Consider the following 20,282-nt stretch of genomic DNA (forward strand, 5'->3'; position numbering starts at 1 on the left):
ATTGCACAATCACCAAGGGATCACGCCATGGCGTTGCGAAGGACTGCAGAGGAGCGAAGGTCGGAGATCGTGTCGGCGGCGCTGCGGCTGGCGGACGCGCTGGGGCCGGATCGGCTGACGACCGAGGTGATCGCCGCCGAGGTCGGCGTGAGCCAGCCGGCGATCTTCCGGCACTTCCGAACGAAGCAGGCCATCTGGCTGGCGGTCGCGGACAACGTTGCGGACCGGATGACGGCGGCCTGGGACGACGTGCTGGATCGCCCGTCGGGTCCGGTCGAGCGGATCGGCGAACTCGTCAGTGCCCAGCTTCGGCTGATCGAGGCGACGCCGGCCATCCCGGCAATCCTGTTCTCGCGTGAGCTGCATGTGGAGAACGAGGGCCTGCGGGCACGCTTCCTCGAACTGGTGGGCCGGTTTCACCAGACGATCGCCGGCGAAGTCCGGCGGGCGCAGGGGGAAGGCGAGATGACAGGCGACATTGATCCGAACGACATCGCGTTCCTCCTCATCGGTCTCGTGCAGGGACTGGCGCTGCGCTGGTCGCTCAGCCGGCGGCGCTTCGGGCTTGAGGCCGAGGGAGCCCGCCTCCTCGCCGTTCAGTTGACGCTGCTCGGCCAGTCGGCGGCGGCGGGAACCGGGAAGGACAGATCATGAAACGCCCGATCTACCGCGCCGCTCTCGGTGCCCTGGTGTTGGCCGTCCTCGCCGGCATCGTCTACGCGGTCATTGTCCTGCGCCCCGTCAGCGTGACGGTGGTCGAGCCGGAGGACAATGTCGCCATCCGCGTCTTCGGCCTCGGCACGATCGAGGCGCAGGTCCTGTCCCGCGTCGGCTTCGAGGTCGGCGCCGCCCTGACGGAACTCGACGCGGACCACGGCGATGAAGTGGCGTGGGGGGACGTGCTCGCCCGCCTGAACGCTGCCGATCAGGAGGCGCGGGTGCGGCGGGCGGAAGCGGGGAGGCTTGCCGCCGAGGTGGCGGTCCGGAAGGCCGAGACCAACGTCGAGCGCGCCCGCGCGGTCCTTGCCCAGCGCGAGACCGAGAACGCGCGCCAGCAAAGCCTGCTCGCCCGGAACGCCGCCTCGCAGCAGACCGCCGACGTGGCCCGGCGGGATGCCGACGTCGCCGCCGCCGACCTGTCGGTGGCGCGGAGCGAGGTCGACGTTGCGGCGGCGCTGGTGGCCGATGCCGAAGCGGCGCTCGGCTACGAGCGGACAGTTCTCGACCAGCACACCCTCAGGGCGCCGTTTCACGCCATCGTTGTCGAGCGCCATGTGGAGACGGGGACCGTGGTGGCGCCCGGACAGGTGATCTTCACGCTCATGGCGCCCGAAACCGTCTGGGCACTCGCCTTTATCGACGAGGGCCGGGCCGGCGCGATCCAGGTGGGCCAGCCCGCCGGGATCCGCCTGCGCTCGCAGCCCCGGACGGTCTTCCCCGGGACCGTGGTGCGGATCGGCATCGAGAGCGACAGGGTGAACGAGGAGCGTCGCGTCTGGGTGAAATGCGACCAGTGCCCGCCGCAGGTTCACCTCGGCGAGCAGATCGAGGTCTGGATCACCGTGGCCGAACTCGACGACGCGCTGCTGGTGCCCGAGCTTGCGGTGAGTGGCTTCGACGGCAGCACCGGACGGGTCTGGCTCGTCGAGAACGGCCGGCTCGCGACGGCCGAGCTGACGTTCGGCCACCGCAGCGAGGACGCCCGGCTCGAGGTCATCGACGGCTTGCCGGCCGGCGCCCAGATCGTGGCGACCCGCCTCGACGGCGTCGGGGAGGGGCGGCGGGCGCGGGTGCGGCAGGAGAGCACGCGATGAACCTCGCTTACCGGGATGTGCGCCACAACCTCTTCCGTTTCCTGCTGACCTGCCTCGGTCTCAGCCTGCTGATGGCGGTCGTGCTGTCGATGATCGGCATCTACAACGGCCTCGTCGTCGATGCCCTGACCATCGTCCGGGCGCCTGACGCCGACGTCTGGGTGGTGGAAGCCGGCACGCAAGGGCCCTTCGCCGAGGCGTCGCGGATCCCCGGCGAAACGCGGGACGCGATCGCGCGCCTGCACGGCATCGACGCCGCCGGCAGCCTGACCTACCAGACCGTCGAGACCACTTACGGCGGTCGGGCGCATCGGCTCTACCTCGTCGGGATCGAGCCCGGCCGGCTCGGCGCCCCGCGCGATCTGGTGGCGGGCCGGCCGATCGGGCGCAGCCACCACGAGATCGTCGCCGACCTCGGCGCGGGGCTGTCACTCGGCGATCGCATCCCGCTCGGGCGCGACACGTTCGAGGTGGTCGGCCTCGTCCGGGATCAGGTGAACTCCGGCGGCGATCCTGCGGTCTACCTGCCGCTGCGTGATGCCCAGCGGCTCCAGTTCGAGCTCGCACCGCCAGCCGCCCGGGTCCAGATGGCGCGCGGCGCCGCCATCGAGAACCGGAACACCGTCAACGCGGTGGTGGCCCGCATCGCCCCCGGCGCCTCGGGGGAGGACGTGGTCGAGACCATCCGCCGCTGGAAGCATCTCGCGGCACTGACGCAGGCCGAGCAGGAGCACCTGCTCACCAGCTCCGTCGTCGACCGCGCCCGGCGGCAGATCGGGCTCTTCATGGGCATCCTGCTCGCGGTCTCGGCCGTGGTGATCGCGCTCATCATCTACACGATGACCATGGAGAAGCTGCGCCAGATCGCCACGCTGAAGCTCATCGGCGCGCCCGACCGCACGATCATCGGGCTGATCGTCCAGCAGTCGCTGGCGCTCGGCGGCGTCGGCTGGGCCTTCGGGCTGATCCTCGTGATGCTGATCAAGGACGTCTTTCCGCGGCGCGTGGTGCTCGAGCCGGTGAACGCGCTGGCACTGGCCGGCATCATCACGGTCGTCTGCATCGCTGCGAGCGGCCTTGGGGTCCGGGCGGCGCTCCGGGTCGATCCCGCAACCGCGCTCGGAGGGTGAGGCCATGTCAGGGCGTGACAACCTGGTCGAAATCTCCGGCATCTCCAAGCACTTCGGCGAAGGCGCGGCGCGGGTCGATGCCCTGCGCGAGGTCGGCCTCACGGTGGCGGCGGGCGAGGTGGTGGCGCTGCTCGGGCCTTCGGGATCGGGCAAGACGACGCTCCTGAACGTCATCGGCTGTATTCTCGACCCCGATGGCGGGCGGATGGTGCTGGATGGCGAGACAGTTTACGACGGCCGATGGCTGCGCGGCAATCTCCGGCGGCTCCGGCTCGACAAGATCGGCTTCATCTTCCAGTTCCACAACCTCCTGCCGTTCCTCGATGCCACCGACAACGTGGCGCTGGTCCTGCGTCTCGCGGGCAAGGACGCCGCGACCGCGAGGCGTCGGGCCATCGAGTTGCTCGACTACCTCGAGATCGGCAACCGCAAGGACGCGATGCCGGCGAAGCTCTCGGGCGGTGAGGCGCAGCGCGTGGCGATCGCGCGCGCGCTCGCCAACAGCCCGCGCATCATCCTCGCGGACGAGCCGACGGCGGCACTCGACTCCCATCGCGCGGGCATCGTCATGGACCTGCTGCGCAAGCTCGCCGCCGAGCAGGACGCCTGCATCATCGCCGTCACCCATGACGAGAAGATCTACAACCGGTTCGACCGGATCTTCCACCTCCGCGACGGGCGGCTCGAGTCTCAGGAAGGAGTGCGAAAATGACGAGAACAGGTGCGGCGCGGACCGGACTGCGGGTCGCCGCCGGCGTCGCGATCGTGTTCGGCCTGCTCACCATCTTCGCCGGCGGCCGCGCGCTCTTCGGCGGCGCGGAGGCACGCGCCGCCGTCGGCAACGCAGTGCCGTTCGTGCTCTGGTTCAATACCTTCGCAGGCTTTGCCTACGTCGCCGCCGGCGCCGGGTTGCTCGCCCGGCGGCGCTGGGCGGTCGTGCTCTCCGCCGCGATCCTGCTCGCGACGCTCGGCGTCTTCGTGGCCTTCGGGATCCATGTCGTGAACGGTGGTGCCTTCGAGGTCCGCACCGTGGGGGCGATGACCCTGCGATCGGTGGTGTGGCTGGTGATCATGATCGTCGGGTTCAGGGTGGTGGAGTAGCCCGGCCGTCGGCCAGACCGGGGCAGCAGGCCGATCAGGCTGATGCCGGGTCGTCACGGCCCGGTCTTGCACCAGCGACTCCGCCGCGTTCCGTGCCGGATTTGGCTCCTTGATATTGCTAAAACCGCGCGGATTTAATGGCTTCCAGCCAGACTGTTCCCCGCACGCGCGGGGATGAACCGCTCGCGATGAAGTACGCGCCCCCGGCGCCGATCCGTGTCCCGCAACCGCGGAGATGGCTTGTCGGAGCGGCTGCCGGCGCCCGTGCGACGTCTGAGGCGGGCGTGTCGGTCTACATGCCCCAGATCGCCGCCTGTTCGTGCCGCTTGATGAGGATCTCCAGGCTGTTGAAGCTCTTCGCGATGTGTGACGCGAAGGCGTCGACCGCCGGGGCTCGCACGCCGTCGAGGCGGCGCAGGAGCCCCAGTCCGCGTTCGGGGTGAGGGATCTCGACCGGCAGGGCTGCGATCGACTTCTCGTTCCGGTACGCGAAGACCACGCTGTGCGGCAGGATCGTCAGCGCGTCGCTCTCCTTCATGTAGTTGACGGCGCTGGTCAGCGAGCCGCCGGAGTAGCGCACCCTGATTTCCGTTGCGCCGAGCGAGAGCGCCAGACTGTGCAGGTCGGCCAGCAGCGGACTGCCTTGCGGCGGCGCGATCCAGGGAAATTCCAGCAGGCGCCGGGTGTCGAGCTTGCGGGTGCGCAGGAGCGGATGCGCGACCCGGCAGGCGACGACGTTGCGGCCGGGAAGGATGATCTGGAACGTAAGGCCGGAGCCTTCCTCGAGGATGTCGACCGGACTGATGGCAAGGTCGATCCGGTCGGCGTCGAGCGCGTCGCGCAAGGTCGCGAGGTAGCCGTAACTCTGCTCGACCCTGATGTCGGGTCGGGCGTTCTGGAACTCGGCCGTCATGCCGGCGATCAGGGCGTCCATGAAGAACGGCGTGCCGCCGACCCGGACCAGTCCGGTGGAGCCCTTGTGAAAGCCGTCGACCAGCGCCGATGCCCGGCGCGACGCCGACAGCATCGACTGGCCGTGCTCGGCCAGCGCCTTGCCGAGCGGTGTCGGTTGCAGGGGGCGCTTGCCCTTGACGAACAACGGCTCGCCGATGCGCTTCTCCAGCATGGCGAGCGTGCGCGAGAGCGCGGGCTGCGTCATGCCGATCAGGGCCGCGCCCTCGGTGACGCCGCCGGCCTGCACCACGGCGGCGAGTTGAATCAGGTGCCGTTCGTCCAGCTTCATAGCGATATGTTATACAAATTTATCTAGAAATGATCAACCGTCGCGCCCGGCGCTGCTAGTGTGCAGGCAGGGAGGACGCAAGCGTGGCAATCAAGTCTCTGACCATTGAGAACTCTGCCGAACTGGTCTGCGATCGCATCGACCAGAGCCGCGCGGGCGCTCGCTTCCTGACCGGACTGGTCGGGCATCTCCACGCGCTGGTTCGCGAGACGCGCCCGAGCCGGGATGACTGGAAGTCCGCCATCGCGCTCCTGACCGAGATCGGCCATGCGGCCGACGACAGGCGTCAGGAGTGGGTGCTGGCATCCGATCTGCTCGGCGTCTCGGCGCTGGTCGAGGAGGTGAATTCCGGCCGCGCGAAGGGCGCCACGCCCAACACCGTGCGCGGACCGTTCTATCGCTCCGACGCTCCCACGCGCGGACTTGGCGACACTCTCAGTCTCGACGGGCGCGGCGAGCGGCTGGAGGTGCGCGGCCAAATCATCGATCTCGACCGCGCCGCGATCGCCGGAGCCACCATCGAGACCTGGCAGGCCAATGGTGACGGCCTCTACGAGAACCAGCATCCCGACCTGCAGCCCGAGTTCAATCTTCGTGGCCGCTTCACGGCAGACGCCGACGGCCGGTTTCACTATTCGACCGTACGCCCCGGCGGCTACGCGCCGCCGCTCGATGGTCCGGTGGGGCGGTTGCTGACCGGTCTGAACTTCCCGATGCGCCGGCCCGCGCATCTGCACTTCATCATCCGTGCCGAGGGTTTCGAGCCCATCTGCACCCATGTATTCGATGGTTCCGATCCGGCGCTCGCACTTGATGCCCTCTATGCGGTGCGCCCGGAACTGGTGGGCGATTTCAATCGCTCCGGTGACAGCTCAACGCTCGACTTCACCTTCGTGATGGCGCGGGCAAAACAGGAAAGGCGCGCAGCATGAGCCTCTCGTTTACCTACCAGGGCAGTCCCGCCCAGATCGTCTTCGGCTCCGGCGCGTCGAAGCGCGTCGGTGAATGGGTCGAAAAGATCGGCGCGAGCCGCGCGCTGGTGCTGACCACGTCGCACCAGAAGGCCGAGGGTGAGGCGCTCGCCGCGAGCCTCGGCAAGCTGGCGGTCGGAACCTACGCCGACGCCACCATGCACACCCCGGTCGACGTGACCGAAGAGGCGGTGGCGCGGGCGACGGAACTCGGCGCGGACTGCGTCGTGGCGCTGGGTGGCGGCTCGACCACCGGTCTCGGCAAGGCGATCGCGCTCCGCACCGACCTGCCGCAGATCGTCATCCCGACGACCTATGCCGGCTCGGAAGTCACGTCGATCCTCGGCCAGACCGAGAACGGCGAGAAGACCACCCTGCGCAGCCCCAGGGTGCTGCCGGAAGTGGTGATCTACGATCCCGACCTGACGCTCGGCCTGCCCGTCGCCATGAGCGTGACCTCCGGCCTCAACGCCATCGCCCACGCCGCCGAGGCGCTTTACGCGCCCGACGCCAACCCGATCACATCGCTGATGGCGATCGAAGGCATGCGCGCGCTGAAGGAGGCGCTGCCCGTCATCGTCGCCACGCCGACGGACGGCGACGCCCGCGCCAAGGCGCTCTACGGCGCCTGGCTCTGCGGCACGGTGCTCGGGCAGGTCGCGATGTCGCTGCACCACAAGATCTGCCACACGCTCGGCGGCTCGTTCGACACCCCGCACGCCGAGACCCACGCGATCATGCTGCCGCATACCATCGGCTTCAACGCCGAGGCGGCGGGCGATGCGCTGGCGCCGGTCGGCGAGATCTTCGGCGGCACGCCGGGGCAGGGGCTCTACGAGTTCGCCAAATCGGTCGGCTCGCCGCTGGCGCTGAAGGATCTCGGCCTGACGGAAGCGGATCTGGATCGCGCGGCGGAGATCGCGACCCGAAATCCCTACGCCAATCCGCGCCCCATCGACCAGGCGTCGATCCGGGCGCTGCTTCAGGACGCATGGGAAGGATCACGACCGCCTCTCTGATCCTCGACAAGCCAAAATCAAGACAGCCATTCTCTGGGGGAAGAAATGCTTTCAAGGCGCAAACTGCTCAAGACCACCGCTGCGCTCGGCGCGACTGCCGCTTTCGGGGGCTTCGCGCGCCCGGCGCTTGCACAGGGCGCGGCGATCAAGCTCGGCTACGTCAGCCCGCAGTCGGGACCGCTCGCAGCCTTTGCCGAAGCCGACAAGTTCATCATCGACGGTTTCCTCGCCGCCTCGAAGGCCGCGGGCCAGAACTTCGAGGTGATCGTCAAGGACAGCCAGTCCAACCCAAATCGTGCGGCCGAAGTCGCCAAGGACCTCATCGTCAACGATGAAGTCAACCTGATGCTGGTGGCCTCGACGCCCGAAACCACCAATCCCGTCGCCACCACCTGCGAGGCGGAAGGTCTGCCCTGCATCTCCACCGTCGCGCCGTGGCAGCCCTGGTTCATCGGCCAGCAGGGCAATCCGGGTGACGCGGAATCGTGGACGCCGTTCGAGAGCGTGTTCCACTTCTTCTGGGGTCTGGAAGACGTGATCGCGGTCTACACGAACATGTGGAACCAGATCGAGACCAACAAGAGCGTTGGCGGCCTCTTCCCGAACGACGGTGACGGCAATGCCTGGGGCGACCCGGTCGTGGGCTTCCCGCCGGTTCTGGATCAGCTCGGCTTCAAGCTGACGGATACCGGCCGCTTCCAGAACCTGACGGACGACTTCTCGGCCCAGATCAGCGCGTTCAAGGGCGCCAATGCAGAGATCATCACCGGCGTCATGATCCCGCCGGATTTCACCACCTTCTGGAACCAGGCGCAGCAGCAGGGCTTCCGGCCAAAGGTGGCGTCGATCGGCAAGGCGATCCTCTTCCCGCAAGCTGTCGAAGCGCTGGGCAAGGCCGGACACAATCTTTCGTCCGAAATCTGGTGGTCCCCGAACCATCCTTTCAAGTCATCATTGACTGGAGAAAGCTCGGCGCAACTCGCCGAAGGATTCACCGCCGCGACGAACCGGCCGTGGACCCAGCCGATCGGATTCGTGCATGCGCTCTTCGAGCTTGCATCCGACGTGATGAAGCGCGCCGACCCCACGGACGCGGATGCGGTCATTCAGGCGATCGCTGAAACCCAGCTCGACACGATCGTTGGCAGGGTCGCCTGGGATGGTGCGAACCTGCCGCCGTTCGCGGCGAAGAACGTGGCCAAGACTCCGCTCGTGGGGGGTCAGTGGCGGCTGAAGGACGGGGGCGGATTCGACCTCGTGATCACCGAGAACACGATGGCGCCCGTCATTCCGACCGGCGGAAAGATGGAACCGATCGCCTGAGCCGCATCCCCACGCATGGGATGACCCTCCCCGACCGGTGAAGGCGGCGGAAACGCCGCCCGACCGGCCGACAGCTCATTCCCGTCGCAGGAAGGCAATGAACACCCATGACCATTCTTGCTCTGAAAAATGTTTCCAAAAGCTACGGGGCCCTGAAGGTCACGCAGGACGTTTCCTTCACGCTCGAAAAGGGCGAGGCGCTCGGCGTCATCGGGCCGAACGGGGCCGGCAAGTCGACCCTGTTCAACCTGATCACCGGCAACGTCCTCGTGGATGCCGGCCAGATCGAGTTCGACGGGCGCGACGTGACCCGGGAGAACCCGATGGCGCGCTGCCTCGCCGGGGTCGGCCGTACCTTCCAGATCCCGCAGCCGTTCGACAAGCTGACGGTGTTCGAGAACCTCGTTGTGGCAGGCGCGTTCGGCTCCAGCGCCTCCGAGAGCGATGTCACCGGCCGCTGCGCCGACATTCTGGAACAGACCGGGCTCGGGCCGCGGGCCAACGATCTTGCGGGCGGGCTGTCACTCCTCCAGCGCAAGCGCCTCGAGCTCGCCCGGGCGCTTGCCACGCAGCCGAAGCTCCTGCTGCTCGATGAAATCGCCGGCGGCCTGACCGAGGGCGAATGCGTCCAGCTCGTCGATACCGTGAAGTCGGTGCACGCAACCGGCGTCTCGATCGTCTGGATCGAGCACGTGCTGCACGCGCTGACCTCGGTGGTGACACGCCTGCTGGTGCTCGACTTCGGCAAGGTGATCGGCATCGGCGAGCCCGACGAAATCATGAACTCGAAGGCGGTGCGGGAAATCTATCTGGGGATCGACGTCTGATGGCACTTCTCGAAACCAGATCTCTGACGGCCTCCTACGGCGACTTCCAGGCCCTGTTCGGGGTGGACGTGCGCCTGGAAGAGGGCCAGACCGTCGCCATCATCGGCGCGAACGGTGCCGGCAAGACCACGCTCATGCGCTCGATCTCGGGCGTGCTGAGAAACGCTCTCGATCAGATCAGCTTCGACGGCCGGGAGATCGGCGGCCTGAGCGCACCCGATGTCGTCGCGCTCGGCGTCGCCATGGTGCCGGAAGGGCGCAAGCTGTTTCCCTCGCTCACCGTCGAGGAAAACCTGCTGATCGGCCGGTATGGCCGTGCCGTGGAAGGGTTCTGGTCGCTCGAAACCATCTACGAGATGTTCCCGATCCTGAAGGAGCGCCGCAACAATCCCGGTACGGCGCTCTCGGGCGGGCAGCAGCAGATGGTGGCGATCGGCCGGGCGCTGATGTCGAACCCCCGCGTGCTCCTCTGCGACGAGCTGAGCCTCGGTCTCGCGCCGGTCGTCATCAAGGACATCTACGCGGCCTTCCCGAAGATCAAGGCGTCGGGCGCGTCGATCATCATCGTCGAGCAGGACATCGGGCAGGCGCTGAAGGTCGCCGACCAGGTCTACTGCATGATGGAGGGCCGCATCACGCTGTCGGGCAAGCCATCGGAAATCAGCCGCGAGCAGATCCACGCCGCGTATTTCGGAGCGCACGCATGAGCGTACTCGACACTCTCATCCAGGGCATCCTGCTGGGGGGCCTCTACACGCTCTTCGCCGCCGGGCTGGCCCTCGTCTTCGGCATCATGCGCCTCGTCAATCTGGCGCATGGCGACCTGATCGTGATGGCCGCGTTCCTGATCCTCTATCTGGTGACCGGGCTCGGGCTGAACCCGTTCGTCGCGGCGCTCATCGCCATGCCGGTGATGTTCGGCATCGGCTGGGCGCTCCAGTACTTCGTGCTGAACCGCACGCTCGGGCCGGACATCCTGCCGCCGCTCCTCGTCACGTTCGGCCTGTCGATCGTGATCCAGAACGGGCTGCTGCAGGGCTTCTCCGCCGACAGCCGCCGCATCCCGATCGGCCCGCTGGAATCGGCCTCGATCAACCTCGGACCGATCGCGGTGGGCGTCATGCCGCTCCTGACTTTCGCCTCCGCGGTGCTGGTGATCGTCGCCCTCAACGTGATCTTCTATCGCACCTCGCTCGGCCGGGCCTTCCGCGCCACGTCGGACGACAAGGTCACCGCCGGCCTGATGGGCATCCGGCCCGACAACATCTTCGCCATCGCCACCGGACTGGCGCTGGTCGTGGCGACAATCGCCGCGCTCTATCTCGGCGCCCGCGCCAACTTCGACCCGACCATCGGCCCGGCGCGTCTCATCTACGCCTTCGAGGCGGTGATCATCGGCGGGCTTGGCTCCTTCTGGGGGACGCTGGTGGGCGGCATCATCATCGGCGTGGCGCAGACGTTCGGCGCATCCATCAACCCGGAATGGCAGATCCTGGCCGGCCACGTCGCCTTCCTGATCGTGCTTCTGTTCAGGCCGCGCGGCCTGTTCCCGAGAGCTGTGGACTGAGGAGCAAGCCATGAGCCTGGTGTCATCCAACCAATGGGCCGTCGAGACCCGCACCCGCGCCTCCTCGATGTTCTTCGTGATCGCCGCGGTCGCCGTGCTGATCGCCTTCGCGGCCCCGTTCTTCCTCTCGCGCAGCGGCATTCAGGACCTCTTCTTCATCCTGACCATGCTGGTGCTCGCCCAGTGCTGGAACCTGCTGGCGGGTTACGCCGGTCTCGTCTCGGTCGGGCAGCAGGCCTTCGTGGGCTTCGGCGCCTACGCCATGTTCGCGACCGTCATCCTGCTCGGGCTTGATCCGCTGGTGGGCGTGCTCGCCGGCGGCCTGATGGGCGCGCTGCTCGCCATCCCGACCGGCTTCTTCGCCTTCCGCCTGCAAGGCGCCTACTTCGCCATCGGCACCTGGGTCATCGCCGAAGTCGTGCGCCTCTCCATGGCGCAGTGGAAGGCGCTCGGCGGCGGCACGGGCACGTCGCTGCCGACCACGGCGACGCGTGACATGGTCGGGGTCAAGCTGGTGCAGGACATCTTCGGCGTCCGCTCGGCGCAGGCGGTGGATATCCTGTGCTACTGGCTGGCGCTGATCCTCGCCGTCGCCTCAGTCGTCTTCATCTACCGCCTGCTGCGGTCCCGTCAGGGGCTGGGCCTCGCGGCGGTGCGTGACAACACCGTTGCCGCCCGTGCGGTCGGTGTCGACGCGCTCCGCATCAAGGCGGCCGTCTACATCATCGTCGCCTTCATCACCGGTCTCGTGGGCGCGCTCATCTACGTGCAGAAGGCCCGCATCTCACCCGACGCCGCCTTCGCCGTCACCGACTGGACCGCCTACGTGATCTTCATCGTGGTGATCGGCGGTATCGGCGCGATCGAGGGCCCCATCGTCGGCGTCCTCGTCCTCTACCTGCTTCAGACGCTGCTGGCCGATTACGGCTCCTGGTATCTGCTCGCCCTCGGCCTGATCGGCATCGCCGTCATGCTGTTCGCTCCGCGCGGTCTGTGGGGACTGTTCACCGAACGCACCGGAATCCAGCTCTTTCCCGTCCGTCGCATCCTGACGGGCGGAACCAACAAAACTAACGGAGGAACCAATGTCTGACATTTCCACTGACGTTCTCATCATCGGCACTGGCCCGGCGGGCTCCGCCACCGGCGCGCTGCTGTCGAGCTATGGCATCAAGAATATGGCGATCAATCGCTACCGCTGGCTGGCCCACACGCCGCGCGCGCACATCACCAACCAGCGCACGATGGAAGTGCTCCGCGACCTCGGCCGCGACGTGGAGGACGAGGCCTACCTCTTCGCTGCGCATCAGGACCTGATGGGCGAGAACGTGTTCTGCACCTCGCTCACCGGCGAGGAGATCGGCCGGATGAAGAGCTGGGGCACCAGCCCGCACTCCAAGGCTGAACACCTGCTCTCGTCGCCGACGCTGATGAACGACCTGCCGCAGACCTTCATGGAGCCGCTGCTGTTCAAGACCGCCTGCTCGCGGGGCACGCAGGCGCGCCTCTCGACCGAGTACGTCTCGCACGTGCAGGACGACGAGGGCGTCACCACGACCTGCCTCGACAGGCTCACCGGCAAGGAATTCACGGTCCGCTCGAAGTATCTCATCGGCGCCGACGGCTCCAATTCCCGCGTCGCCGAGCATGCCGGCCTCACCTATGGCGGCAAGATGGGTCTCGGCGGGTCGATCAACATCCTGTTCAAGGCCGACCTCTCCAAGTACGTCGCGCACCGCCCGTCGGTGCTCTACTGGGTCGTCCAGCCGGGTGCGGACGTCGGCGGCATCGGCATGGGCCTCGTGCGCATGGTGCGGCCGTGGAACGAATGGCTGATCGTCTGGGGCTATGACATCAACAAGCCCGCGCCGGACGTGGACACGGCCTTCGCCACCAAGGTGGTGCGCGATCTGGTCGGCGATCAGGAGCTTGAAGTCGAGATCGAGCAGGTCTCGACCTGGACCGTCAACAACATGTATGCCGAAAACGTCTCCAATGGCCGCGTCTACTGCATGGGCGACGCGATCCACCGTCATCCGCCGTCAAACGGCCTCGGCTCCAACACCTCGATCCAGGATGCGTTCAACCTCGCCTGGAAGCTCGCCTACGTGCTGAAGGGCAACGCCGGTGAGAAGCTGCTCGACAGCTACCAGGCCGAACGCGCCCCGGTCGCCAAGCAGATCGTCACCCGCGCGAACAAGTCGATCGAGGAGTTCGGACCGATCTTCAAGGCGCTCGGCCTTCTCGACTCCATCGACCCGGTCAAGATGCAGTCCAACATGGACGCCCGTTGCGACCCGAATGAAGCGGGTGAAGCCCAGCGCCGGGCGATCCGCGAGGCGATTGCCGGCAAGGTCTACGAGTTCGACGCGCACGGCGTCGAGATGAACCAGCGCTACAAGTCCGGCGCGATCCAGACCGACGGGCAGCCGGAGCCGGCCTTCGAGGAAGACGCCGAGCTGCACTTCCAGCAGACGACCTGGCCCGGCGCGCGCGTCCCGCATGCCTGGGTCTACAGCACCGATGGCGGCAAGGTCTCGACGCTCGACCTCACGGGGCACGGCAAGTTCACCGTCCTGACCGGTCTTCGCGGGCAGGATTGGGTCGCGGCGGCGGCAACCGTCGGCAAGGAACTCGGCATCGAGATCGCCGTCCACATCATCGGCCCGCGCCAGAAATGGCAGGACCTCGCCGGTGACTGGGCCCGGTCCAGCGAGATCGAGGAGAACGGTGCGGTCCTGGTCCGGCCCGACCACCACGTCGCCTGGCGCGCGCGCGAGATGCCGGGCAACCCCGAAGCCGAACTGCGTCGCGCTCTGAAGGACGTTCTGGCGCTGGCCTGAGGCCGGTCCGGCGCGGGCCCACGGCCCGCGCCTCCCTTCAAGGCAAGGAAAACAACAATGAGCTATTTTTCCGAAGCGCGCTCGGTCGAAGCCGTCAACGAGCGCATGGGCGAGACCATCGACCCGCGTCTCGCGACGGTCATGGCGTCGCTCGTCAAGCATCTGCACGCCTTCGCCAAGGAGGCGGAGCTGACTCAGGAGGAGTGGGAAGTCGGCATCGACTTCCTCACCCGCACCGGGCAGATCTGCTCCGGCGAGCGGCAGGAGTTCATCCTTCTCTCCGACACGCTGGGCTTTTCCATGCTGGTCGACTCGATCAACAACCGCCGCCCCTCCGGCGCGACGGAAAACACTGTCTACGGGCCGTTCCACGTGGCCAACGCGCCGGTGCGCGAGATGGGCGCCAACATCAGCCTCGACGGCAAGGGCGAGAGCTGCCTGTTCGAGGGGCGGGTGCTCGATCTCGACGGCAATCCGATCGAGGGGGCGCGCGTCGATGTCTGGTCCGACAATGCCGACGGCTACTACGACGTGCAGCAGCCGGGCATCCAGCCGAAGGGCAACAATCGCGGGATCTTCGTTACCGGTCCCGACGGGAAGTACAGCTTCCGCGGGATCAGGCCGGTGTCCTATCCGATCCCGGACGATGGTCCCGTCGGCAAGATGCTCGCCGCCGTGGGACGCCACCCTTACCGACCGGCGCACATGCACTATCTGGTCACGGCGCCCGGCTTCAGGAAGATCGTCACGCACACCTTCGTCGGCGGCGACGAGTACCTTGAATCCGACACCGTGTTCGGCGTGAAGGAATCCCTCGTCGCGCCGTACGAGAAGCTCGAGGGCGGCGACACGATCTGGCGGTCGCCGTTCGATTTCGTGATGATGCGAGACTAGACATGGACAAGACAATCCCGGACCTGGCAACGGCCGTTTCTGGTATCGAGGATGGCATGACGGTGATGATCGGTGGGTTCGGCGGCTCCGGCGCGCCCATCGAACTGATCCATGCACTGATCGACCGCCACGTGAGAACCGGCCACCCGACCGGTCTGACGGTTGTCAACAACAATGCCGGCAACGGCCATGTCGGGCTCGCGGCGCTGATCGAGCAGGGCATGGTCGGGAAGCTGATCTGCTCCTTTCCCCGCTCGGCAGATCCGAAGGTCTTCACCGACCTCTATCTCGCCGGCGGGATCGAGCTGGAACTTGTGCCGCAAGGCACCCTCGCCGAGCGCATCCGCGCCGGCGGGGCCGGCATCCCGGCGTTCTATACCCCGACCTCCTTTGGCACCGATCTGGCCAAGGGCAAGCCGGTCGAGGAGTTCGAGGGCCGCTCCTACGTGCAGGAACGCTGGCTGAAGGCCGACTATGCGCTGATCAAGGCCGATACCGGCGACACCATGGGCAATCTCACCTTTCGCATGGCGGCGCGCAATTTCGCCCCGCTGATGGCGACCGCCGCCGCGCACACGATCGTTCAGGTGACGCGCCTCGTCGAGGCGGGCGGGATCGACCCTGAAGTCGTCGTGACGCCCGGCATCTTCGTCCAGGGCGTGGTCGAGGTCCCCGACCCGGCGCAGGAGGAAGTCCTGAACCGCGCAGATGCGCACTATCCCGAGGTGGCGTAAGATCATGGCGACAAAGCTCACTCCGACGCAGATCGCCTGGCGCGCCGCGCAGGACATCGAGGACGGCGCCTACGTCAATCTCGGCATCGGCTTTCCCGAGATGGTCGCGCGCTTTCAACCGCCGGGACGGGAGGCGATCTTCCACACCGAGAACGGCATCCTCGGGTTCGGCGAAGCCCCGGCGCCCGGCGAAGAAGACTGGGATCTGATCAACGCCGGCAAGAAGGCGGTGACGCTGAAGCCCGGGACCGCGTTCTTCCACCACGCGGACTCCTTCGCGATGGTGCGCGGCGGGCATCTCGACGTGGCGATCCTCGGTGCCTACGAGGTGGCGGAGAACGGCGACCTCGCCAACTGGTCCACCGGGCCGAAGGGTGTGCCGGCGGTCGGCGGCGCCATGGACCTCGTGCACGGGGCAAAGCGCGTCGCGGTGATCACCGACCACGTCACCCGCGACAACCGGCCGAAGCTGGTGAAGACCTGCTCGCTGCCGCTCACCGGCGTCGGCTGCGTGACGCGGGTCTATTCGTCGCTCGCCGTCATCGACATCGAGAACGGGCGCTTCGTCCTGCGCGAGAAGCTTCCCGCTCTCAGCCTCGACGAGCTGCAATCCCTGACGGGCGCGGATCTGGTCATCCCCGACGCGGTCGCCGATCTCGTGACGCCGGAGCTGACCTGACCGCTCAGGAAGGGGAGCCGTGTCCGCTCCCGGAAACCGCTCGATCCGCGTCCCCATCCGCACGGCGCTTCCGCACGCGACCTTGTCTCTGACGTGGCGCTTGGCCAAAGTCCCGTGGGCAGACGAAGCCGACGAGGAGGAGACTTCCAGACATGGCGCATGAGCTGAAGACGCGGTCCCAGGAGCGGGACGATCTCGATACCCCCGAGATCCGCGAGGCGCGCATCGATCTGGCGGCCTGCCTGCGGATGGCGGCCCGCCTCGGCCTGCAGGAGGGGATCTGCAACCACTTCTCGGCTCTGGTGCCGGGGCACCCCGACCTCTTCCTCGTCAATCCGTACGGCCTCGCCTTCGAGGAAGTGCGGGCGGCGGACCTCGTGATCTGCGACTTCGATGGCAATGTCGCGCAAGGCAGCGGCGCGCCCGAAGCGACCGCCTTCCACATCCATGCGCAGCTCCACCGGCTGAATCCCCGGGCTGTCGCGGCCTTCCATACCCACATGCCGAATGCCACCGCGCTGGCGATGACCGAGGGCGAGCCTTTCGTCTACGCTGGTCAGACGTCGCTCAAGTTCTGGGGCAGGGTGGCCTATGACCGACAGTACAATGGCCTCGCGCTCGACGCCTCCGAGGGCGAGCGCATCGCCATGGCAATGGGCGATGCGGACATCGTCTTCATGCAGAACCATGGCGTCATGGTGGTCGGCCCGACGATCGCGGAAGCCTGGGACGACCTCTACTACCTCGAACGCGCGGCCGAGGCGCAGGTGAAGGCGCTCTCGACCGGCCGGCCGCTGGTGCCGGTCTCGCCGCAGCTCGCCGAAAAGACCGCCCGCCAGATGCGCGACGGCGACGCGGAAAGCGCCCGCATGCACCTTGCGAGCGTTCGCCGGATTCTCGGACGCGCCTCTCCGGGCTTCGACGCTCTGGAGTGAGGGTGGCCGGGTTTCCGCGGGCGACCCTGATCCTGGCCGCCAGCGGCCGCTCCTGCACTTGAACCCCGTCCGGGATCTGAGCCTCGCGGGCGTGCGCTCTGCTCCGGTGCCGGTCCGCGCGTCAGCGAGCGCAGGTTTCCGTTGGTGCCGCAGCTGAGCCGTGCACGTAGCTGGCGAGGGAGGCGAGACTGTTCTCCCAGCCGGACCGGTGGCCCGCGACATCATCCTGACCATCGAGGTAGAGGCCCTGTTCGACAAGCCTGACCCGGGTTCCCTCGCCCGCCGGCTCGAATGTGACGGCGACGGTGCCGGCAAAGATGAGCCGGGCATCGCTGACCAGCGACGTCGAAAAGACGATCCGTCGGCCCGCCTCGATCTCGAGATACCGGTTCTCGTTGATGTATTGCCGGCCGCGCACGAGCCCGAAGCGGCAGACATCGGTATCCCCCACTGCAAAGCGGAACCGCTCGAAGCGGAATTCCCATCCCTCACCGGGATCGCTCCACGTCCGCTGAGCGTCCTCCGTTGACCAGGCCGAGAACACGGCGTCGACCGGTCGCGCGAACTCCCTCGTCAGATCGACGGTTCCTTCAATGATGCTCATGGTACAGTCCTCCTGGGGTGGCCGTGGGCAGATACTGGCCCGGGATGCGGGCGATGAGCAGCGGTGGACTCGACGCTTTCGGGGGATTCGTGCCAGGATTTGCCGATGGCAACAGCCGCGCGCCCCGCGGAACCGCTTCGCATCTCGATCCTGAGCCTGCCGGAAAGCGGGACGATGGCGGCCTTTGGCCTGCACGAGGTTCTCGGGAACACCGCAACGGATGCGGATGCGCTGTCACGGCCGATCCGGCCGGTGCTGGTGGCACGCAAGCGCGGCGCGTTCCGCTCCAGCACCGGATTGCAGGTGACGCCCGAGGCCGATCTGGGGTGCAGCGACGCGGACGTCATCATCGTCTGCGACATTCACCTGGCCAGCGACGAGACGCCTGAGGGGCGATGGCCCGACGAAATCGGTTGGGTGCGCCGCCATCTTGAGCGTGGGGCGCTCGTCTGCTCGACGTGCAGCGGCGCGGTGCTCCTTGCCGAGGCCGGTCTCCTCGAAGGCGTGGAGGCGGCGTCGCACTGGAGCATGGCTGATCTCTTCCGCGAACGCTATCCGGGGGTAAAGTTCAGACCGGAGCGCATCCTGTGCGACAGCGGACACGGGGGCCGGCTCGTCACCACGGGCGGCGCATCGTCGTGGCAGGAACTCGCGCTCTACCTGATCGGCCGCTTCTGCGGTGCCGAGGAGGCGGCTCGTGTCGCACGGCTGTTCCTGCTCGGCGATCGCAGCCACGGCCAGTTGCCGTTCGCGTCGATGGCGCGGCCGCGTCAGCATGGCGACGCGGTCATATCGAAGGTGCAGGCGTGGGTTGTCGACAACTACGCCACGGCGATCCCGGTCTCCGCCATGGTTGAGCGGTCGGGCCTGTCCGAGCGCAGTTTCAAGCGTCGCTTCTCGGCCGCCACGGGATACGCGCCTGTCGAGTATGTCCAGTCGCTCCGGATCGAAGAGGCGAAACAGATGCTCGAAACCGAGGACGTTGCCATCGAGGAAGTGTCCGTCGCGGTCGGCTACGAGGATCCGACGTTCTTTCGCAGGCTGTTCAAGCGCCGCACCGGCGTCACTCCGGGGCAGTATCGCAAGCGCACCCGCATCCGCACCTTTCCCATGTAGTGTCCGGCTTGCCCCGAATTCGGCCTGACCGTCCCTGACCCGTTCCTGCCGGAGATGCCACGCTCGTGGAGCGATGGGCGCACGCCGCCCGTTTCCACCCCGGTTTCCACGGAGGCGTCTCATGGACTTCTACCATACACCCGGAAGCAGCTCGCAGTCGGCGCATATCGTCCTGCACGAGGCAAAGGTCCGATTCCGGCCGCATAAGGTCGACATCTTCAGCCACACGCTGGAGGATGGCTCCGACTACGGGCTGGTGAACCCCAACGGCTACGTGCCGGCGCTCACCCTCGCGGACGGTACCCTCCTGACGGAGAGCGTGGCCATCATCGACTGGCTCGCCAGCGGCCCGGCCGATCTGCTGCCTGACGGTGCGCTCGGGCGGACGCGCCATCTTCAGATACTGGCTTTCATCTCGACGGAGGTGCAAAAGCCCTTCATCCCGCTCTTCTTCATCGACGATCAGGTTGAGCGGACCCGGCTGCGTCGGAGCCTGGCGGAACGGTTTCGCTGGGTCGGCTCGAAAGTCGAGGGCGATTTCCTCTTCGGCGACCGTTTCTCGGGCGCGGATGCCTTCCTCTATGTCATGCTGCGCTGGGCGGCGATGACCGAGGTGGAGACGCCGCCCTCCCTGAACGGCCTCGCGGCGCGCATCGAGAACCGTGGCTCCGTGAGGGCGGTGCTTGCGGCGGAGGGCTTCGGTCCGTTGGCTGGTGTTGATCTGCCGCGATGACCGACGTGAGGGGCAGGCAGGCGCGCGGTGCCTGTCCCGCTTCAGGCTGCCGGCGTCGCCGGGTTCTCGGCCGATGTGCGCTGGCGCATGGCGGCGAGGAGATCGTGGAAGCGGTCACCCTGCACCGCCACGTGGTCGCGCATCGCCTGCGCGGCACCGGCGTCGTCGCTGGCGCGGATCGCCGCAACCACCGCCTCGTGCTCGTCGAAGGAGCGCGCCATGCGGTTGCGCACCTGCAACTGCATCCGGCGGTAGGGCTGGAGCACCGCGTGCAGGCGCGATGCTTCCCGCGACAGAAAGGCGTTGTGGGTCGCCCGGTAGATGCAGGCGTGGAACTCAGAGTTGGACGCGTAGTACGCATCGACCTCGCCGGCCGCAGCGAGTCGCCGGCATTCCTCATGGACGGCCTCGAGCTCCGCCAGTTCGGTCGAGGTGATCCGCCGTGCCGCGAGCCGCGCGCACATCGCTTCAAGCTCGGCCATCACCTCGAACCGCTCTGTCAGCTCGTGGACGCTCCACTCCGAGACGAATGTCCCGCGCTTGGCGGCCACCCGCACGAGACCCGAGGCCTCAAGTTGCTGCAACGCCTCGCGGATCGGCGTGCGCGAGCAGTCGAACTCGCGCGCCAGTGCCTCGGGATCGAGGCGCGCTCCCGGTGGGTAGCGGCCATCGACGATGGCGTTCTCCAGCGCCTCGCGTACCCTTACGGCATTCGGGACGGTGTTCACCTGCCTGCACTCCTGAGGGGA

General features: G+C 67.3%; 22 protein-coding genes. 19 read left to right on the plus strand and 3 right to left on the minus strand.

Annotated features, from left to right (window positions below; all coding sequences use genetic code 11):
- Window positions 1-27 precede the first annotated feature (27 nt).
- Genes HNP73_RS08920 through HNP73_RS08940 form a run of 5 tightly spaced genes read left to right on the plus strand, consistent with a single transcriptional unit; the run spans window position 28 to window position 4,045 of the window.
- On the plus strand, window positions 28-654 hold the full coding sequence (locus tag HNP73_RS08920; protein ID WP_184148326.1) for a TetR/AcrR family transcriptional regulator: 627 nt from the start codon (window positions 28-30) through the stop codon (window positions 652-654).
- Complete coding sequence (locus tag HNP73_RS08925) at window positions 651-1,814, plus strand: efflux RND transporter periplasmic adaptor subunit (RefSeq protein WP_184148327.1); 1,164 nt, start codon at window positions 651-653, stop codon at window positions 1,812-1,814. The genes HNP73_RS08920 and HNP73_RS08925 overlap by 4 nt, the downstream gene beginning before the upstream one ends.
- Window positions 1,811-2,944, plus strand: coding sequence for an ABC transporter permease (locus tag HNP73_RS08930; RefSeq protein ID WP_184148328.1), 1,134 nt, complete (start codon window positions 1,811-1,813; stop codon window positions 2,942-2,944). The genes HNP73_RS08925 and HNP73_RS08930 overlap by 4 nt, the downstream gene beginning before the upstream one ends.
- 4 nt (window positions 2,945-2,948) lie before the next feature.
- Complete coding sequence (locus tag HNP73_RS08935) at window positions 2,949-3,656, plus strand: ABC transporter ATP-binding protein (protein WP_184148329.1); 708 nt, start codon at window positions 2,949-2,951, stop codon at window positions 3,654-3,656.
- Complete coding sequence (locus HNP73_RS08940; RefSeq protein ID WP_184148330.1) at window positions 3,653-4,045, plus strand: hypothetical protein; 393 nt, start codon at window positions 3,653-3,655, stop codon at window positions 4,043-4,045. The genes HNP73_RS08935 and HNP73_RS08940 overlap by 4 nt, the downstream gene beginning before the upstream one ends.
- 292 nt (window positions 4,046-4,337) lie before the next feature.
- Here HNP73_RS08940 and HNP73_RS08945 read toward each other — a convergent pair whose 3' ends face one another.
- Window positions 4,338-5,288 (minus strand): LysR family transcriptional regulator, encoded by a 951-nt coding sequence (locus HNP73_RS08945; protein ID WP_184148331.1) that lies wholly within the window; start codon window positions 5,286-5,288, stop codon window positions 4,338-4,340.
- Window positions 5,289-5,371: 83 nt separating this feature from the next.
- Between HNP73_RS08945 and HNP73_RS08950 the strand changes: the two genes are divergently transcribed.
- From HNP73_RS08950 to HNP73_RS09005, 12 genes are all read left to right on the plus strand, one after another.
- Entirely contained in the window at window positions 5,372-6,220 is an 849-nt protein-coding gene (locus tag HNP73_RS08950; RefSeq protein ID WP_184148332.1) for a dioxygenase family protein, read from the plus strand.
- Window positions 6,217-7,278 carry a maleylacetate reductase gene (locus tag HNP73_RS08955; protein ID WP_184148333.1) on the plus strand — a complete coding sequence of 354 codons (1,062 nt, stop codon included), beginning with the start codon at window positions 6,217-6,219 and terminating at the stop codon, window positions 7,276-7,278. The genes HNP73_RS08950 and HNP73_RS08955 overlap by 4 nt, the downstream gene beginning before the upstream one ends.
- A gap of 45 nt (window positions 7,279-7,323) precedes the next feature.
- A complete protein-coding gene (locus HNP73_RS08960; RefSeq protein ID WP_184148334.1) occupies window positions 7,324-8,601 on the plus strand; it encodes an ABC transporter substrate-binding protein in 1,278 nt (425 codons plus the stop codon).
- Window positions 8,602-8,708: 107 nt separating this feature from the next.
- The gene (locus HNP73_RS08965) at window positions 8,709-9,428 is read left to right on the plus strand and encodes an ABC transporter ATP-binding protein (protein WP_184148335.1); all 720 of its coding nucleotides are present in this window, start codon (window positions 8,709-8,711) and stop codon (window positions 9,426-9,428) included.
- Window positions 9,428-10,135: an ABC transporter ATP-binding protein gene (locus HNP73_RS08970; RefSeq protein WP_184148336.1), complete on the plus strand. Its 708-nt coding sequence runs from the start codon at window positions 9,428-9,430 to the stop codon at window positions 10,133-10,135. Before HNP73_RS08965 ends, HNP73_RS08970 begins: the two co-directional genes overlap by 1 nt.
- The gene (locus tag HNP73_RS08975; RefSeq protein ID WP_184148337.1) at window positions 10,132-10,995 is read left to right on the plus strand and encodes a branched-chain amino acid ABC transporter permease; all 864 of its coding nucleotides are present in this window, start codon (window positions 10,132-10,134) and stop codon (window positions 10,993-10,995) included. The genes HNP73_RS08970 and HNP73_RS08975 overlap by 4 nt, the downstream gene beginning before the upstream one ends.
- 10 nt (window positions 10,996-11,005) lie before the next feature.
- Window positions 11,006-12,088 carry a branched-chain amino acid ABC transporter permease gene (locus tag HNP73_RS08980; protein ID WP_184148338.1) on the plus strand — a complete coding sequence of 361 codons (1,083 nt, stop codon included), beginning with the start codon at window positions 11,006-11,008 and terminating at the stop codon, window positions 12,086-12,088.
- Window positions 12,081-13,838, plus strand: coding sequence for an FAD-dependent oxidoreductase (locus HNP73_RS08985; protein WP_184148339.1), 1,758 nt, complete (start codon window positions 12,081-12,083; stop codon window positions 13,836-13,838). The genes HNP73_RS08980 and HNP73_RS08985 overlap by 8 nt, the downstream gene beginning before the upstream one ends.
- Window positions 13,839-13,895: 57 nt before the next feature.
- Window positions 13,896-14,732: an intradiol ring-cleavage dioxygenase gene (locus HNP73_RS08990; RefSeq protein ID WP_184148340.1), complete on the plus strand. Its 837-nt coding sequence runs from the start codon at window positions 13,896-13,898 to the stop codon at window positions 14,730-14,732.
- 2 nt (window positions 14,733-14,734) lie between these two features.
- On the plus strand, window positions 14,735-15,466 hold the full coding sequence (locus tag HNP73_RS08995; protein ID WP_184148341.1) for a 3-oxoacid CoA-transferase subunit A: 732 nt from the start codon (window positions 14,735-14,737) through the stop codon (window positions 15,464-15,466).
- Window positions 15,467-15,470: 4 nt separating this feature from the next.
- Window positions 15,471-16,145: a 3-oxoacid CoA-transferase subunit B gene (locus tag HNP73_RS09000; protein ID WP_184148342.1), complete on the plus strand. Its 675-nt coding sequence runs from the start codon at window positions 15,471-15,473 to the stop codon at window positions 16,143-16,145.
- Between the two features lie 152 nt (window positions 16,146-16,297).
- Window positions 16,298-17,080 (plus strand): aldolase, encoded by a 783-nt coding sequence (locus HNP73_RS09005; protein WP_184148343.1) that lies wholly within the window; start codon window positions 16,298-16,300, stop codon window positions 17,078-17,080.
- 121 nt (window positions 17,081-17,201) lie between these two features.
- Here the strand turns inward: HNP73_RS09005 and HNP73_RS09010 are convergent, their stop codons facing one another.
- Window positions 17,202-17,684 (minus strand): SRPBCC domain-containing protein, encoded by a 483-nt coding sequence (locus HNP73_RS09010; protein ID WP_184148344.1) that lies wholly within the window; start codon window positions 17,682-17,684, stop codon window positions 17,202-17,204.
- 105 nt (window positions 17,685-17,789) lie between these two features.
- Here HNP73_RS09010 and HNP73_RS09015 point away from each other — a divergent pair, with 105 nt between their 5' ends.
- Together HNP73_RS09015 and HNP73_RS09020 are read left to right on the plus strand one after the other, a co-directional pair.
- Window positions 17,790-18,800, plus strand: a complete 1,011-nt coding sequence (locus HNP73_RS09015; protein ID WP_221288421.1) for a GlxA family transcriptional regulator — start codon at window positions 17,790-17,792, stop codon at window positions 18,798-18,800.
- A gap of 121 nt (window positions 18,801-18,921) precedes the next feature.
- Window positions 18,922-19,533 (plus strand): glutathione S-transferase N-terminal domain-containing protein, encoded by a 612-nt coding sequence (locus HNP73_RS09020; RefSeq protein ID WP_184148345.1) that lies wholly within the window; start codon window positions 18,922-18,924, stop codon window positions 19,531-19,533.
- Window positions 19,534-19,574: 41 nt separating this feature from the next.
- On the opposite strand, the gene HNP73_RS09025 is transcribed toward HNP73_RS09020, so the two are convergent.
- A complete protein-coding gene (locus tag HNP73_RS09025; RefSeq protein WP_184148346.1) occupies window positions 19,575-20,261 on the minus strand; it encodes an FCD domain-containing protein in 687 nt (228 codons plus the stop codon).
- Window positions 20,262-20,282: the final 21 nt, after the last annotated feature.

The organism is Amaricoccus macauensis, from assembly GCF_014201905.1.
Lineage (GTDB): Bacteria > Pseudomonadota > Alphaproteobacteria > Rhodobacterales > Rhodobacteraceae > Amaricoccus > Amaricoccus macauensis.

Bases quoted from the DNA above. Each gene is read 5' to 3' on its own strand.
- HNP73_RS08955 (WP_184148333.1), top strand. From the start codon at position 6,217: ATGAGCCTCTCGTTTACCTACCAGGGCAGTCCCGCCCAGATCGTCTTC.
- HNP73_RS08965 (WP_184148335.1), top strand. From the start codon at position 8,709: ATGACCATTCTTGCTCTGAAAAATGTTTCCAAAAGCTACGGGGCCCTG.
- HNP73_RS08945 (WP_184148331.1), bottom strand. From the start codon at position 5,288: ATGAAGCTGGACGAACGGCACCTGATTCAACTCGCCGCCGTGGTGCAG.
- HNP73_RS09000 (WP_184148342.1), top strand. From the start codon at position 15,471: ATGGCGACAAAGCTCACTCCGACGCAGATCGCCTGGCGCGCCGCGCAG.
- HNP73_RS09010 (WP_184148344.1), bottom strand. From the start codon at position 17,684: ATGAGCATCATTGAAGGAACCGTCGATCTGACGAGGGAGTTCGCGCGA.
- HNP73_RS09015 (WP_221288421.1), top strand. From the start codon at position 17,790: ATGGCAACAGCCGCGCGCCCCGCGGAACCGCTTCGCATCTCGATCCTG.
- HNP73_RS09005 (WP_184148343.1), top strand. From the start codon at position 16,298: ATGGCGCATGAGCTGAAGACGCGGTCCCAGGAGCGGGACGATCTCGAT.
- HNP73_RS09020 (WP_184148345.1), top strand. From the start codon at position 18,922: ATGGACTTCTACCATACACCCGGAAGCAGCTCGCAGTCGGCGCATATC.
- HNP73_RS08925 (WP_184148327.1), top strand. From the start codon at position 651: ATGAAACGCCCGATCTACCGCGCCGCTCTCGGTGCCCTGGTGTTGGCC.
- HNP73_RS08935 (WP_184148329.1), top strand. From the start codon at position 2,949: ATGTCAGGGCGTGACAACCTGGTCGAAATCTCCGGCATCTCCAAGCAC.
- HNP73_RS08940 (WP_184148330.1), top strand. From the start codon at position 3,653: ATGACGAGAACAGGTGCGGCGCGGACCGGACTGCGGGTCGCCGCCGGC.
- HNP73_RS08975 (WP_184148337.1), top strand. From the start codon at position 10,132: ATGAGCGTACTCGACACTCTCATCCAGGGCATCCTGCTGGGGGGCCTC.
- HNP73_RS08930 (WP_184148328.1), top strand. From the start codon at position 1,811: ATGAACCTCGCTTACCGGGATGTGCGCCACAACCTCTTCCGTTTCCTG.
- HNP73_RS08985 (WP_184148339.1), top strand. From the start codon at position 12,081: ATGTCTGACATTTCCACTGACGTTCTCATCATCGGCACTGGCCCGGCG.
- HNP73_RS08920 (WP_184148326.1), top strand. From the start codon at position 28: ATGGCGTTGCGAAGGACTGCAGAGGAGCGAAGGTCGGAGATCGTGTCG.
- HNP73_RS08970 (WP_184148336.1), top strand. From the start codon at position 9,428: ATGGCACTTCTCGAAACCAGATCTCTGACGGCCTCCTACGGCGACTTC.
- HNP73_RS08995 (WP_184148341.1), top strand. From the start codon at position 14,735: ATGGACAAGACAATCCCGGACCTGGCAACGGCCGTTTCTGGTATCGAG.
- HNP73_RS08980 (WP_184148338.1), top strand. From the start codon at position 11,006: ATGAGCCTGGTGTCATCCAACCAATGGGCCGTCGAGACCCGCACCCGC.
- HNP73_RS08960 (WP_184148334.1), top strand. From the start codon at position 7,324: ATGCTTTCAAGGCGCAAACTGCTCAAGACCACCGCTGCGCTCGGCGCG.
- HNP73_RS08990 (WP_184148340.1), top strand. From the start codon at position 13,896: ATGAGCTATTTTTCCGAAGCGCGCTCGGTCGAAGCCGTCAACGAGCGC.